We start from the raw sequence: 12665 nt of genomic DNA, 5'->3' as shown, positions 1-12665 counted from the left end.
GCGCTGGCCCGCCGTGTCAGAGACGATTGCGCAGATACTCCGAAAGCCCCACGGTCCACGCGGTGAACTCGCCCCGATCGCCCACCCGCCCCTCGCACAGGAAGGCGACCTGGGCGTCGCTGAGCCGGTTGGGGCCGGGCATGTCCAGCATGCGCGCCATCGACTGGAGCACGGTCGCCAGCCGCTCGGCGTCCGCATGGCTCAGCATGACCAGCGCGTGAGTGTGGCCGAGCGTGGTGGAACCGGGCATCGGGGCCTCCTCCCGTCGGACCGCCGGCCCCCGTGTTTCACCGTACGACCGCCCCGGTCGCCGTCGCCACCGGCCCCGGAGGGCGGCGCACACGACGGACGCCCGGGCCGATCGGTCGGTGACCGATCGGCCCGGGCGTCTCGCGGCGCGCGGCCCGCTGAGCGGGCGCACCGCCCCTCAGCGGGGGCGGTCAGGCGTGGACGACGTCCTTCTCCTCCGCGAAGTGGCACGCCGAGGCGTGGGCGGCCAGCGAGTCCGAACCCTTGAAGCGCTCGGGGATCGCCAGCACCGGCACCTCCTTGGCGCACTTGTCCTCGGCCTTCCAGCAGCGGGTGCGGAAGCGGCAGCCCGACGGCGGGTTGGCCGGGGAGGGCACGTCGCCGGTGAGGATGATCCGCTCGCGACCCTCACGGGAGTCGGGGTCCGGGACCGGGACCGCCGACAGCAGCGCCTGGGTGTAGGGGTGCGTCGGGTGGTCGTAGATCTCGGCGTCGGTGCCGATCTCCGCCATCTTGCCCAGGTACATCACGCCGACCCGGTCGGAGATGTGCCGGACGATGGACAGGTCGTGCGCGATGAAGATGTAGGACAGGTTGAACTCGTCCTGGAGCTTCTCCATCAGGTTGATGACCTGCGCCTGCACCGAGACGTCCAGCGCCGAGACCGGCTCGTCGCAGATGATGATCTCCGGGTTGAGCGCGAGGCCGCGGGCGATGCCGATGCGCTGGCGCTGACCGCCGGAGAACTGGTGCGGATAGCGGTTGATGTACTCCGGGTTGAGGCCGACGACCTCCAGGAGCTCCTGGACCTTGCGGCGCCGGTCGCCCTTGGGAGCCACCTCCGGGTGGATCTCGAAGGGCTCGCCGATGATGTCGCCGACCGTCATCCGCGGGTTGAGCGAGGTGTACGGGTCCTGGAAGACCATCTGGATGTTGCGGCGCACGGCCTTCAGGGCCCGACCGGACAGCTTGGTGATGTCCTGGCCCTTGTAGAAGACCTCGCCGGCGGTGGCCCGCTCCAGCGTCATCAGCAGCTTGGCGACGGTGGACTTGCCACAGCCGGACTCGCCGACGATGCCCAGCGTCTCGCCCTGGTAGAGGTCGAAGGAGACGCCGTCGACGGCCTTGACCGCGCCGACCTGCTTCTTGAACAGGATGCCCTGGGTCAGCGGGAAGTGCTTGACCAGGTTGCGGACCTGGAGGATCGGCTCCCCCCGCTCCACCGGCGCCTCGATCGCCGCGACCGCCTCCTCGACGGTCTCGGTCCGCGCCACCTCCACCTCGGAGACGGCGTCCTCGGCGGACTCCTTGGCCACGGCCCCGTCGTTCTTCTTCGGCTCAGCCATGGATCGTCTCCTTCCAGAAATGGCACCCGCTGCCGCGGCCCGGCAGCTCGGCGCCGTCCCGCTCGGTGACCTGGTGCAGCACCGGCACCTCTTCCCGGCAGATGTCCTGCGCCTGGGTGCAGCGCGGGTTGAAGGCGCAGCCCGACGGGATCCGCAGCAGGTTGGGCGGCAGGCCCTTGATCGCGAACAGCTCCTGGCCCTTCTGGTCCAGGCGCGGGATGGAGTCCAGCAGACCCTTGGTGTACGGGTGCGCCGGGCGCTTGTAGAGCTCGTGCACCGGGGCGGTCTCCACGATCCGTCCGGCGTACATCACCGCGATCTTGTCGGCGACGTCCGCGACCACGCCCAGGTCGTGGGTGATCAGGATCAGACCCATGTTGTACTCGCGCTGAAGCTCCGCGAGCAGGTCCATCACCTGGGCCTGGACGGTCACGTCCAGCGCGGTGGTCGGCTCGTCCGCGATGATCAGGTCCGGCTCCAGGGCCAGCGCCATCGCGATCATGATGCGCTGCCGCATACCGCCGGAGAACTGGTGCGGGTAGTCCCCCACCCGCTCCTTGGCGGCCGGGATGCGCACCCGGTCCATCAGCTCGATGGCCTTGACCTTGGCCTCCTTCTTGGAGAGGCCCTGGTGCACCCGGAACATCTCGCCGAGCTGGTAGCCGACGGAGAGCACCGGGTTGAGCGAGGAGAGCGCGTCCTGGAAGATCATCGCGATCTTCTGGCCGCGGAGCTTGCGGCGCTCCTCGGCGGACATCTTGAGCATGTCCTGGCCGCGGAAGAGGATCTCGCCCTGCGGGATCTTCCCCGGCGGCATGTCCAGGATGCCCATGATGGCCTGCGCCGTCACCGACTTGCCGGAGCCGGACTCGCCGAGCACGGCGAGCGTCTCGCCCGAGTCGACGGAGTAGTTGACGCCGTTGACCGCCTTGGCGACGCCGTCACGGGTGTGGAACTCCACATGCAGGTCGCGGACTTCGAGCAGCGGGGTGCCGCCCTCGTCCGCACCGCGCGGGGCGGGCACGGCGTCGGTCTTCTCGATCGTGGTCACGTACGCCTCCCTCAGCGCAGCTTGGGGTCGAGGGCGTCGCGCACCGCGTCGCCGAGCAGGATGAACGCCAGCACGGTCAGGCTCAGGAAGGTCGCGGGGACGAGCAGCACGTGCGGGGCGTCGCGCAGGGTGTTCTGCGCGTCGGAGATGTCCACGCCCCACGACACGGTCGGCGGCTGGAGGCCGATGCCCAGGTACGACAGGGTCGCCTCGGCGGAGACGTATCCGCCCAGCGCGATGGTGGCCACCACGATCACCGGGCCGATGGCGTTCGGCAGGATGTGCCGCAGGAGGATCCGGCTGGTACCCGCGCCGAGCGCACGCGCCGCCGTCACGAAGTCCGCCTGCTTCTGGGTGATGACCGCGCCGCGCATGACGCGGGCGATCTGCATCCAGCCGAAGGCCGCGAGCGCCAACACCACGGTCCACACGGTGCGGCGGGTGAACGCCTGCAGCAGGACCATGCCGCCGAGCAGCAGCGGAATGCCGAAGAAGACGTCGGTGAGGCGCGACAGAAGGGCGTCGACCCAGCCGCCGAAGTAGCCGGCGAACATGCCGAAGAGGCCGCCGAACACCGTCACCGCGAGGGTCACACAGGTGCCGACGATCACCGAGGCGCGGGCGCCGTGGATCGTCCGGGCGTAGACGCTCTGGCCCTGGCCGTTGTAGCCGAACCAGTCGTCCTGGAAGAAGTGCGACCACTGCGGGGAGCCCAGGTAGTGGTTGCGCAGATCGGCGTGGCGCGGGTCGGCGCCGGTGAACAGGCTGGGCACGGCCGCCATGAGGACGAACAGCACCAGCAGCGCGGCGGAGATCCAGAACAGCGGGGAGCGGCGCAGCTCGCGCCAGGCGTCGTCCCACAGGCTGCGGGCCTTCTCGTGCCGCTCCTTGTCCCCCGGACCGGGCACCACGTGCTTGCGGTCCACCTGCTTCTCTTTGTCCAGCGCGGGCTGGGCGGCCGCCACCGCCGCCTGGGTGTGGGCCGTGGAATCGTAGAACTCAGGCATAGCGGATCCTCGGGTCCAGGACGGCGTACAGCAGGTCGACGACCAGGCTGCTCACGAGGTAGACGAGGACGAGCACCGTCACGATGCCGACCACGGTGGGGCCTTCACTGGTCTGGATGGCCCGGAAGAGCGTGTTGCCCACGCCCTGGACGTTGAAGATGCCCTCGGTGACGATCGCGCCGCCCATCAGCATGCCGAGGTCGGTGCCGAGGAAGGTGACGACGGGGATGAGGGAGTTGCGCATCAGGTGCACGCCCAGGATTCGGCGTCGCGGCAGGCCCTTGGCCATGGCGGTGCGCATGTAGTCGGCCCGCAGGTTCTCCACGACGGTGGTGCGGGTCAGCCGGGTGACGTACGCCAGGGAGAGCGCGCCGAGCACCAGGGCCGGCACGAACAACTGCCCCAGGTTCATGGAGTCCTGGACCGTCGGGGTGATGACCCCCCACTTCATCCCCAGGAAGAACTGGGCGAGGAAGCCGATCACGAAGACCGGAATGGAGATCACGACCAGCGTGATCACCAGCACGAACTGGTCGAGGAACTTGCCGCGCTTGAGACCCGTCAGAAGGCCGAGGGCGAGGCCCGCGACCACCTCGATGGCGAAGGCGAGCAGAGCCAGCCGGATGGTCACCGGGAAGGCGTCGGCCATCAGGTCGGCGACGGGACGGCCGGTGAAGCTCTGCCCGAAGTCGCCCTGGAAGAGGCCGGTGAGGTAGTTCCAGTACTGGGTGAGCAGCGGGTCGTCCAGCCCGTACTCATGGCGCAGTCTCTCGACCGTCGCCGGATCGGCCGCCTTGGAGCCGAAGAGGGCCTTGATGGGGTCGCCGGGCAGCGAGTACACCATCAGGAAAATGAGCAGTGTGGTCCCGATGAAGACCGGGATCATCTGGAGCAGTCGCCTCGCGACATAACGCCCCATGTTGTCCTCCTGTCGCCGACGGGCCAGCGGCCGCCCGGCCCAGGGACATGTGTCCGAGGGCAGGCGGCCGCTGAGCCTGCGTCACTGCAAGCGTGTCCCGGTTACTTCTTGACCTCGACCTCGGTCCAGATCGCCTGGCGGAAGGTGTCGAACTTGACGTTCTGCACCTTCGTGGAGTGGCCGGCGTTGGTGTGGTCGAAGAAGAGCGGGATGGAGGGCATCTGCTCGGAGAGCTTCTTCTCCACCTGGTGGTAGAGCTTGTTCGACTCCTCGATGGTCTTGGCCTTGTCGGCCTTGTCCATCAGCTCGTCCAGCTCCTTGTCGCTGAACTCCATGTCGTTCGCACCGGCACCGGTGCGGTACTGCTCGGAGATGAAGTTGGAGATGTTCGGGAAGTCCTGGACCCAGGCCATCCGGAACACGCTGTTCATCTTCCGGTCGGTGATCTCGGTGCGCAGCTGCTGGAAGGTCGACCGGGGGTCGGCGACGCACTCGACACCGGCGTTCTGCCGGATGTCGTTGCAGACCGCCTCCGCCCACTCCTTGTTGCTGCCGTCGGCGTTGTAGGCGAGGGTGAGCTTGTTGCCCGGGACGCCGCCGCCCTCCTTGATGAGCTTCTTGGCCTTCTCGGGGTTGAAGGTGCAGAACTCACCGCAGGAGTTGGGCTGGTAGCCCTCGACGACCTTCGGGGTCCAGCCGTCGGCCGGGTCCTTCGAACCCTTGAGGGCCGTCTTGGCGATGGTCTCGCGGTCGATCGCCATGGAGATGCCCTGGCGGACCTTGGCCTTCTCCGGCTTGCCCCACTCCTTGTCGTAGAGCGGGAACGCGATGTTGGTGTTGCCACCGAACATCTGGTCCGTGGCGCGGTCGCCGAGGTCGTTCTTGTACTGCGCCAGGCTGCCCGGCGGGATCTGGTACATGATGTCCAGCTTGTCGGACACCAGGTCGTTGTAGGCGCTGTCTTCCTTGTTGTAGAACTTGAAGATCACGCCGCCGTTCTTCGGCTTGTCGCTGCCCTTGTAGTTCTTGAACCGCTTGGTCTTGAACTGGACCTTGTGCTCCCAGTCCCCGTCCATCTCGTACGGGCCGTTGCCGATCGGGTGCTCACCGAAGGCCTTGGTGTCCTTGTAGAACGCCTTGGGCAGCGGGTAGAACGCGTCGTAGAACAGCCGGTCCTTGAACGTCGCGACGGGCTGCGACAGTTCGATCGTGAACTCGTGCTCGTTGACGATCTTCAGGCCTGACATCTTGTCAGCCTTGGGGTCACCCTTCTCCGGGTGGACCTCCTCGTAGCCCTTGATCGGCGCGAACCAAGAGGCGTTCAGCTGCGCGTTCTTGGCGTTGGCGCCCCAGTTCCAGGCGTCCACGAAGGAGGCGGCCGTCATCGGCTCGCCGTTGTGGAAGGTCCAGCCCTTCTTCAGCTTGACCGTGAAGAGCTTGTTGTCCTTCGTCTCGACGCTCTCGGCCGCCTGGTTCTGCAGCTTGCCGTCGATGTCGTAGTCGACCAGACCACGGAAGAGGTTCTTGACGATGTAGCCGCCGCCAACCTCGTTCGTGTTGGTCGGGATGAGCGGGTTCTGAGGCTCGACGTTCTGGTACGTGTACGTACCGTTCGGGTCGACCTCCCCCTTCCCGCTGTCGCTGTCACCGCCGCCGCCACAGGCGGTCGCGGCCATGGCCACGATCGACGCCATCGCGACCCACTTGGCGCTCTTGGCTCCGCGCATGGGTATGCCTCCTCAGGAGTCCACTGTCACTACGAGGGAGGGCACCGGGTGCACGCTGACACCCCTGACAGCGACGGAACCTGGAACCCCCCAGTGCGCTCGTAGGCCAGCGCTCCCCACAGCGCGTGACCCATTGACCCGAGCTCGATGGACCCCATGATTGAGCACCCGCGCCTTGTAAACCACACTTAAAGGGTCTCGCTTTGGTCACATCGTCTACGCGCGGAGCCTCGAAATCCGGACAAAGGCACCGCAGACAGACACCCGCGAAACGGACTGTTAACGCATCATCCGGACCCCCGGCTCCGATATCCGAACCAGGGCGTAGCGATATTCCGTTGACGAGCGGGTCCTCAAACAGCAGCAGCCCGGCCCCGCTGAAACGGATTCAGAGGGGCCGGGCCGTTGCCGACAGTGAGCACCGGGCGCCCCCGGCGACGGGGGCGCCGGGGCGTCAGGAGTGCTTGGCGCGCGAGGCGGTGCGGGCCCGCTCCTTCTGGTCCAGGACCACCTTACGGATACGGACCGCCTCCGGGGTCACCTCGACGCACTCGTCGTCGCGGCAGAACTCCAGCGACTGCTCCAGGGAGAGCTTGCGCGGCGGGACGATCGCCTCGAAGGAGTCGGCGGAGGAGGAGCGCATGTTGGTGAGCTTCTTCTCCTTGGTGATGTTCACGTCCATGTCGTCGGAGCGGGAGTTCTCGCCGACGATCATGCCCTCGTACACCTCGGTGCCGGGCTCCGTGAAGAGCACGCCGCGCTCCTGAAGGTTCGTCATCGCGAAGGCGGTGACGGCGCCCGAGCGGTCGGCGACCAGAGACCCGTTGTTACGGGTGGTCAGGGTGCCGAACCACGGTTCGTGGCCCTCGTGGATGGAGTGGGCGATGCCCGTGCCACGGGTGTTCGTCAGGAACTCCGTACGGAAGCCGATGAGGCCGCGGGACGGCACGACGAACTCCATGCGGACCCAGCCCGAGCCGTGGTTGGACATGTTGTCCATACGGCCCTTGCGGACGCCCATGAGCTGCGTGACGGCGCCCATGTGCTCCTCGGGCACGTCGATGGTCATGCGCTCGACGGGCTCGTACGTCTTGCCGTCGACCTCCTTGGTGACGACCTGCGGCTTGCCGATCGTCATCTCGAAGCCCTCGCGGCGCATCTGCTCGACGAGGATGGCCAGCGCCAGCTCACCGCGGCCCTGCACCTCCCAGGCGTCCGGCCGATCGGTGTCCAGGACGCGCAGCGAGACGTTACCGATCAGCTCGCGCTCCAGGCGGTCCTTGACCTGGCGGGCGGTGACCTTGCGGTCCTTGACGGCCGCCTTGGCGTCCGCGCCCTTGCCGGTGCCACCGCGGCCGACCAGCGGCGAGGTGTTCGTGCCGATGGTCATCGAGATCGCCGGCTCGTCGACCTTGATCAGCGGCAGCGCGATCGGGTTCTCCGGGTCGGCGAGGGTCTCGCCGATCATGATGTCGGGGATGCCCGCGACCGCGCAGATGTCGCCCGGTCCCGCCTTCTCGGCGGGCTTGCGGGTGAGCGCCTCGGTCATCATCAGCTCGGTGATGCGGACGTTCGCGATGGAGCCGTCACGCTTGATCCAGGCGACGGTCTGGCCCTTGGCCAGCTCGCCCTGCTCGATGCGGAGCAGCGCGATACGGCCGAGGAAGTTGTCCGCGTCGAGGTTGGTGACGTGGGCCTGGAGCGGCGCGGCCTCGTCGTACGTCGGGGCCGGGACGTGCTCCAGGATGGTGGAGAAGAACGGCTCCAGGTTCTCGCTGTCGGCCGGGACGGTGCCGTCCTCCGGCTTGGTCAGCGAGGCGATGCCGTCACGGCCGCAGGCGTAGACGATCGGGAACTCGATCTGGTCCTCGTCCGCGTCCAGGTCGAGGAAGAGGTCGTACGTCTCGTTGACGACCTCGTCGATGCGGGAGTCCGGACGGTCCGTCTTGTTGATGCACAGGATGACGGGCAGGCGCTGCTGCAGGGCCTTGCGGAGCACGAAGCGGGTCTGCGGCAGCGGGCCCTCGGAGGCGTCCACGAGCAGCACGACCGCGTCCACCATCGACAGGCCGCGCTCGACCTCGCCGCCGAAGTCGGCGTGGCCGGGGGTGTCGATGATGTTGATCGTGATCGGGGCCCCGCCGTCCTTGGGGTGGTACTTCACCGCCGTGTTCTTGGCGAGGATCGTGATGCCCTTCTCACGCTCCAGGTCGTTCGAGTCCATCACTCGGTCGTCGACCTGCTGGTGCGCGGCGAAGGCACCGGCCTGCTTGAGCATGGCGTCGACGATGGTCGTCTTGCCGTGGTCGACGTGGGCGACGATGGCGACGTTACGGATGTCGTGGCGCGTGGGCATACGAGCGGCGCTTCTCCCGGAGTATGTGGATGGCCACGCGTACGGTCCGGCACGCGCGCCCGCCGGGCAGATCACGCCACGGCCTCACCCCATCGTACGGGGCCGCCGGGCACTCGGCGCGCCCGCCGACTGTGAGCTTGGCCGCCTCGGGCGGGGGCGCCTCCCGCGGGGGCCCAGGACAACAGCCGGTTCGGCACCGCCGGGCGCCTCCAGCGGGGGCCCAGAACACGAAACGGCCGGTTCGGCACCGCGGGGCGCCTCCGGCGGGAGCCCAGAACACGAAACGGCCGGTTCGGCACCGCGGGGCGCCTCCGGCGGGAGCCCAGGACACGAACGGTCGGTTCGGCACCGCCGGGCTGCGGCGTCGTGGCCGGTCGCCGTCGCGGCGGGACGGGATGCCGCGACCGCCGCCAGCGAGCCCTACGGCGCGGGGCGCCTCCCGGCGGGAGCCCAGGACACGAACGGTCGGTTCGGCACCGCCGAACTGCGACGTCGTGGCCGGTCGCCGTCGCGGCGGGACGGGATGCCGCGACCGCCGCGAGCAAGCCCTACGGGGGTCACCGGCGGGAGGTGGCGGGGGTGCGGAAGCCGATGTCCTGGTAGCGGGGGGTGGCGAAGCCGAAGGCGCCGGCGTTGACCACGTCCTTGCGGACCGCGACCAGCTCGGGCCGCTGGTAGAGCGGGATCGACCCCGCGGCGGCCCAGATGCGGGCGTCGGCGCGGGTCACCAGGGTCCGGCCGGCGTCGGCGTCGAGCTCCGCGACGGCCTGGTCGAAGAGCTGGTCGATCTGGTCGGTGCCGACCCGGCTGTAGTTCTGCTCCACCACCAGGGAGCCGTCGGCGGCCGCCTGCGGTTTGGCGAAGACGGGGCGGGCGTCGGTGGCCGGGAAGGCGGTGGCGGGCCAGGAGTAGAGGGCCAGGTCGAAGTCGCCGGAGGCGATGTAGTCGCGGAAGTAGCTGTCGTCGGCGACCGTGGTGATCTCGGTGCGCACCCCGATCCCGTCCAGCATCCGGGCGATCCCCTCGCCCGTGGCCCGCAGCTGCGCGGATCCCGGCCCGGACGGCAGCACGAACCGCAGGCTCAGCGGCCTGCCCTTGCGCATCAGGGTGGGGCTCGTGCCGCCGCGGGCGTCGGCCTCGCCGCCGCGGCCGTCGCTGTGGGCCTGGAGCGTCCCGTTCCTGCGGTGCCCGGCGCGACCGCCCGGCCGCCAGCCCGCCTCGGCGAGCAGCGCCTGGGCGGCCTGGGCGTCCCGGACGCCGACCGCGTCGCTGTTGTCCTGGTAGCCCTGCTGGGCGGTCATGAGCAGATGGCTGCCCAGGGGTCGCGCCGGCAGGCCGTGCGGTGCCAGGGCGGCCTCGGCCAGCGCCCCGCGGTCGATGGCGCGGGCCACCGCGCGGCGCACCCGGTCGTCGGCCAGCGGGCCGGAGGCCCCGTTGAGGGCGAGCTGGGTGTACGCGGGTTCCAGGGCGGTGCGCACGGTCAGCCGGCGCAGGGTGCCGCGCTCGGCCAGCTCCCGCCGGTACTCGGCGCGCGCGTCGGGCGGCCCGTACCGCCCCACCCAGGCGCGCAGTGCGGCCGCGGAGCGCTCGCCGTCGCTGAGCGGCCGGCCGGCGCGGCGGACGACGCCCGCGGCGGCCGGGTCGACCCCGGCCAGGTCCAGGTCGCCGGCGGCCAGCGCGGCGGCTCGCTGGTCGCGGGGGACCGCGCGGAAGACCAGCCGGTCCAGTCGGGCGGGCCGCGCCCACCAGCGGGGGTTGCGGACGAGGGTGACCGACCGGTGGTCCCCGGTGGGCGGCCGGCGCATCGCGAAGGGGCCGGCGCCGACCGGCAGCCCCTCCCGGGCGGCGTCGTTGAAGGCGTCGGGGTCGCCCATGACGCTGCGCGGGTACAGCGGCGTGAACAGCGCCCGCCAGTCCGCGTAGGGCTTGGCGAAGGTGACCTTGACCTGGCGCTTTCCCTCCGACTCGATCTTGGCGATGCGGTCGTAGCCGGCGTTGCGGGCGGTCCAGTAGGCGTTGTCGGTGCCGCGCAGCGCCTTCCACTGGGCGGCGAAGTCCTCCGTGCCGATCGGGCGGCCGTCGCTCCAGACGGCGTCGGGATCGAGCTCGTAGACGACGACCTGCCGGGGCTGCCGCCGCACCACCTCCGCCGAGCGGAGGTAGTCGGCGTTGCGGCGGGGCCGGCCCCGCGGGTCCAGGGTGAAGAGCGCGGGCAGCACCGCGCCGGCGATCCGCTCGGTTCCGGCGTCGGCGTCGGCCTGGAAGGCGTTGAAGGTGCTGGGCGGCGCGTCGAGCGCCCAGCGGAGGGCGCCGCCCTGGCGCACCTGGGCCCGGGGAGCGGTGGCCAGGTCCTGGGCTCCGGCGGTCGATCCGGAGTCGCCGTCCGAGCCGCAGCCGGTCAGCACGGGCAGCGGGAGCAGGACCCCCGCGGCGAGCAGCGCGACACCGCGGCGCTTGTCGATGGACATGGCTCGTAACCTCCGGGATGTGACCGGCCAATGACACGCTTTGTCGGCTTTGTCATGTTTTGCCGCTCATCGCATATACTGCTCACACACTGAAATCGATGGTTCACACGACGGCACGCCGACACGGCGACGGCGGGGTCAAGGCCACCTGACCGGACCAACGACTCCGGCGTGCGCATCGGCGCTCGACGGCGCGTTCACGCCGGTAGATCCCCGCAATCGCGAACGGCGTCTTCCCAACCACGTCAGAGACGCGCGACACTCGCTGTCGCATGAGCGTCGCCCGCAACCGCGGAAGTGAGGGCAAGTCATGTCCCTGAAAGACGACTTGACAGCAGCTCAGCGCTGCCTCGACGACCTGGGCCGCGCGGTCGACCGGCTGGAACGGCAGGTCGGCGGGTCCACGGACATCCGGCGCCTCCGCAGCGACACCGACCATCTGCGCGAGGACCTCGACCTGCTGCGCGCGGCCGTCCCCGGCGCCGGCACGCCGAGCGGCTCCGCGCCGGGCGCGGCCGGACGGTCCGCGCCCCCGTCGACGGCGAAGGGCCCGGACATGGTGCAGGTCCCGGACACCCCGTACGACCCGACGATGTGGCGGGACTCCGACGACGAGGGGCTCGGGCTCCACGACCGCCACGCGCCGTAGGGACGCAGGCGCACGCTCAGCGCAGCCGCCCGAACCCCCACCACCGGACCGCGGAGTCCCTCTTGGCCACTGGTACGGACCCCCAAGCCCCTGCGCGAACACGCGGCGTGCACGAGCCGTCGCGTGCCGCGATCCGCGAGCGCCACCTGCGCGGCGACCGCTGGTGGCTGGCCCCGGCGGCCACGACCGCCGGGCTGCTCGCCTTCGTCGTCTACTCGACCTGGCGGGCCTTCGCCGACGCGGACTACTACGCCGCCCCCTACGTCTCGCCGTTCTACTCCCCCTGTCTGGCGGAGCACTGCGAGCCGATGCGCGCCGGCCCCAACTGGGAGATCGTGGGCAACTGGTGGGGGCTCTCCCCCGCGCTGCTGATCCTGATCTTCCCGCTGGGCTTCCGGCTGACCTGCTACTACTACCGCAAGGCGTACTACCGCGGCTTCTGGTCCTCGCCGCCGGCCTGCGCCGTGCCCGAGCCGCGCTCCCGCTACACCGGCGAGACCCGCTTCCCGCTCATCCTGCAGAACAGCCACCGGTACTTCTTCTACGCCGCCGTGCTGGTCGCCGGCATCCTCACCTACGACACCGTGCTGGCCTTCCGCGACGAGCACTACGACTGGGGCCACATGGGCCTGGGCACCGTGGTCTTCCTGGTGAACATCGTGCTCATCTGGGCGTACACCCTCTCCTGCCACTCCTGCCGGCACATCATCGGCGGACGGTTGAAGCACTTCTCCCGACATCCGGTGCGCTACCGCATGTGGGGCTGGGTCAGCGGGCTCAACGCGCGCCACGCGCAGTTGGCGTGGGCGTCCCTGGTCAGCGTCGCCCTCGCCGACCTCTACGTCTACCTCGTGGCCAGCGGCGCCTTCGACGATCCGCGGTTCTTCTAGGAG

The 12665-nt window shown here is 69.7% G+C and carries 10 protein-coding genes; 2 read left to right on the top strand and 8 right to left on the bottom strand.

Translation table 11 applies throughout. From position 1 onward, the window contains the following. Positions 1-16 precede the first annotated feature (16 nt). The 8 genes from CD790_RS02760 to CD790_RS02725 form a co-directional block, all read right to left on the bottom strand. Complete coding sequence (locus tag CD790_RS02760; protein ID WP_144381328.1) at positions 17-250, bottom strand: hypothetical protein; 234 nt, start codon at positions 248-250, stop codon at positions 17-19. A 190-nt stretch (positions 251-440) separates the two neighbouring features. After that, positions 441-1595, bottom strand: a complete 1155-nt coding sequence (locus CD790_RS02755; protein WP_144381327.1) for an ABC transporter ATP-binding protein — start codon at positions 1593-1595, stop codon at positions 441-443. Next, entirely contained in the window at positions 1588-2646 is a 1059-nt protein-coding gene (locus CD790_RS02750) for an ABC transporter ATP-binding protein (RefSeq protein WP_144381326.1), read from the bottom strand. Before CD790_RS02750 ends, CD790_RS02755 begins: the two co-directional genes overlap by 8 nt. 11 nt (positions 2647-2657) lie before the next feature. Then, positions 2658-3653 (bottom strand): ABC transporter permease, encoded by a 996-nt coding sequence (locus tag CD790_RS02745; protein WP_144381325.1) that lies wholly within the window; start codon positions 3651-3653, stop codon positions 2658-2660. Further along, positions 3646-4572 carry an ABC transporter permease gene (locus CD790_RS02740; protein ID WP_144381324.1) on the bottom strand — a complete coding sequence of 309 codons (927 nt, stop codon included), beginning with the start codon at positions 4570-4572 and terminating at the stop codon, positions 3646-3648. Before CD790_RS02740 ends, CD790_RS02745 begins: the two co-directional genes overlap by 8 nt. Positions 4573-4673: 101 nt before the next feature. Continuing rightward, on the bottom strand, positions 4674-6299 hold the full coding sequence (locus CD790_RS02735; RefSeq protein WP_144381323.1) for an ABC transporter substrate-binding protein: 1626 nt from the start codon (positions 6297-6299) through the stop codon (positions 4674-4676). 454 nt (positions 6300-6753) lie between these two features. Then, complete coding sequence (gene typA / locus CD790_RS02730) at positions 6754-8655, bottom strand: translational GTPase TypA (protein ID WP_144381322.1); 1902 nt, start codon at positions 8653-8655, stop codon at positions 6754-6756. Positions 8656-9212: 557 nt separating this feature from the next. After that, on the bottom strand, positions 9213-11123 hold the full coding sequence (locus tag CD790_RS02725; protein ID WP_144381321.1) for an ABC transporter family substrate-binding protein: 1911 nt from the start codon (positions 11121-11123) through the stop codon (positions 9213-9215). A 310-nt stretch (positions 11124-11433) separates the two neighbouring features. Between CD790_RS02725 and CD790_RS02720 the strand changes: the two genes are divergently transcribed. Continuing rightward, a complete protein-coding gene (locus CD790_RS02720) occupies positions 11434-11772 on the top strand; it encodes a hypothetical protein (RefSeq protein WP_144381320.1) in 339 nt (112 codons plus the stop codon). A gap of 62 nt (positions 11773-11834) precedes the next feature. After that, a complete protein-coding gene (locus CD790_RS02715) occupies positions 11835-12662 on the top strand; it encodes a hypothetical protein (RefSeq protein ID WP_144381319.1) in 828 nt (275 codons plus the stop codon). Positions 12663-12665 lie beyond the last annotated feature (3 nt).

The organism is Streptomyces sp. SAJ15 (assembly GCF_007595705.1).
Classification (GTDB): domain Bacteria; phylum Actinomycetota; class Actinomycetes; order Streptomycetales; family Streptomycetaceae; genus Streptomyces.
This window is presented reverse-complemented; position numbering and strand designations above follow the sequence as displayed.

Bases quoted from the DNA above. Each gene is read 5' to 3' on its own strand.
- CD790_RS02740 (WP_144381324.1), bottom strand. From the start codon at position 4,572: ATGGGGCGTTATGTCGCGAGGCGACTGCTCCAGATGATCCCGGTCTTC.
- CD790_RS02755 (WP_144381327.1), bottom strand. From the start codon at position 1,595: ATGGCTGAGCCGAAGAAGAACGACGGGGCCGTGGCCAAGGAGTCCGCC.
- CD790_RS02720 (WP_144381320.1), top strand. From the start codon at position 11,434: ATGTCCCTGAAAGACGACTTGACAGCAGCTCAGCGCTGCCTCGACGAC.
- CD790_RS02760 (WP_144381328.1), bottom strand. From the start codon at position 250: ATGCCCGGTTCCACCACGCTCGGCCACACTCACGCGCTGGTCATGCTG.
- CD790_RS02725 (WP_144381321.1), bottom strand. From the start codon at position 11,123: ATGTCCATCGACAAGCGCCGCGGTGTCGCGCTGCTCGCCGCGGGGGTC.
- typA (WP_144381322.1), bottom strand. From the start codon at position 8,655: ATGCCCACGCGCCACGACATCCGTAACGTCGCCATCGTCGCCCACGTC.
- CD790_RS02745 (WP_144381325.1), bottom strand. From the start codon at position 3,653: ATGCCTGAGTTCTACGATTCCACGGCCCACACCCAGGCGGCGGTGGCG.
- CD790_RS02735 (WP_144381323.1), bottom strand. From the start codon at position 6,299: ATGCGCGGAGCCAAGAGCGCCAAGTGGGTCGCGATGGCGTCGATCGTG.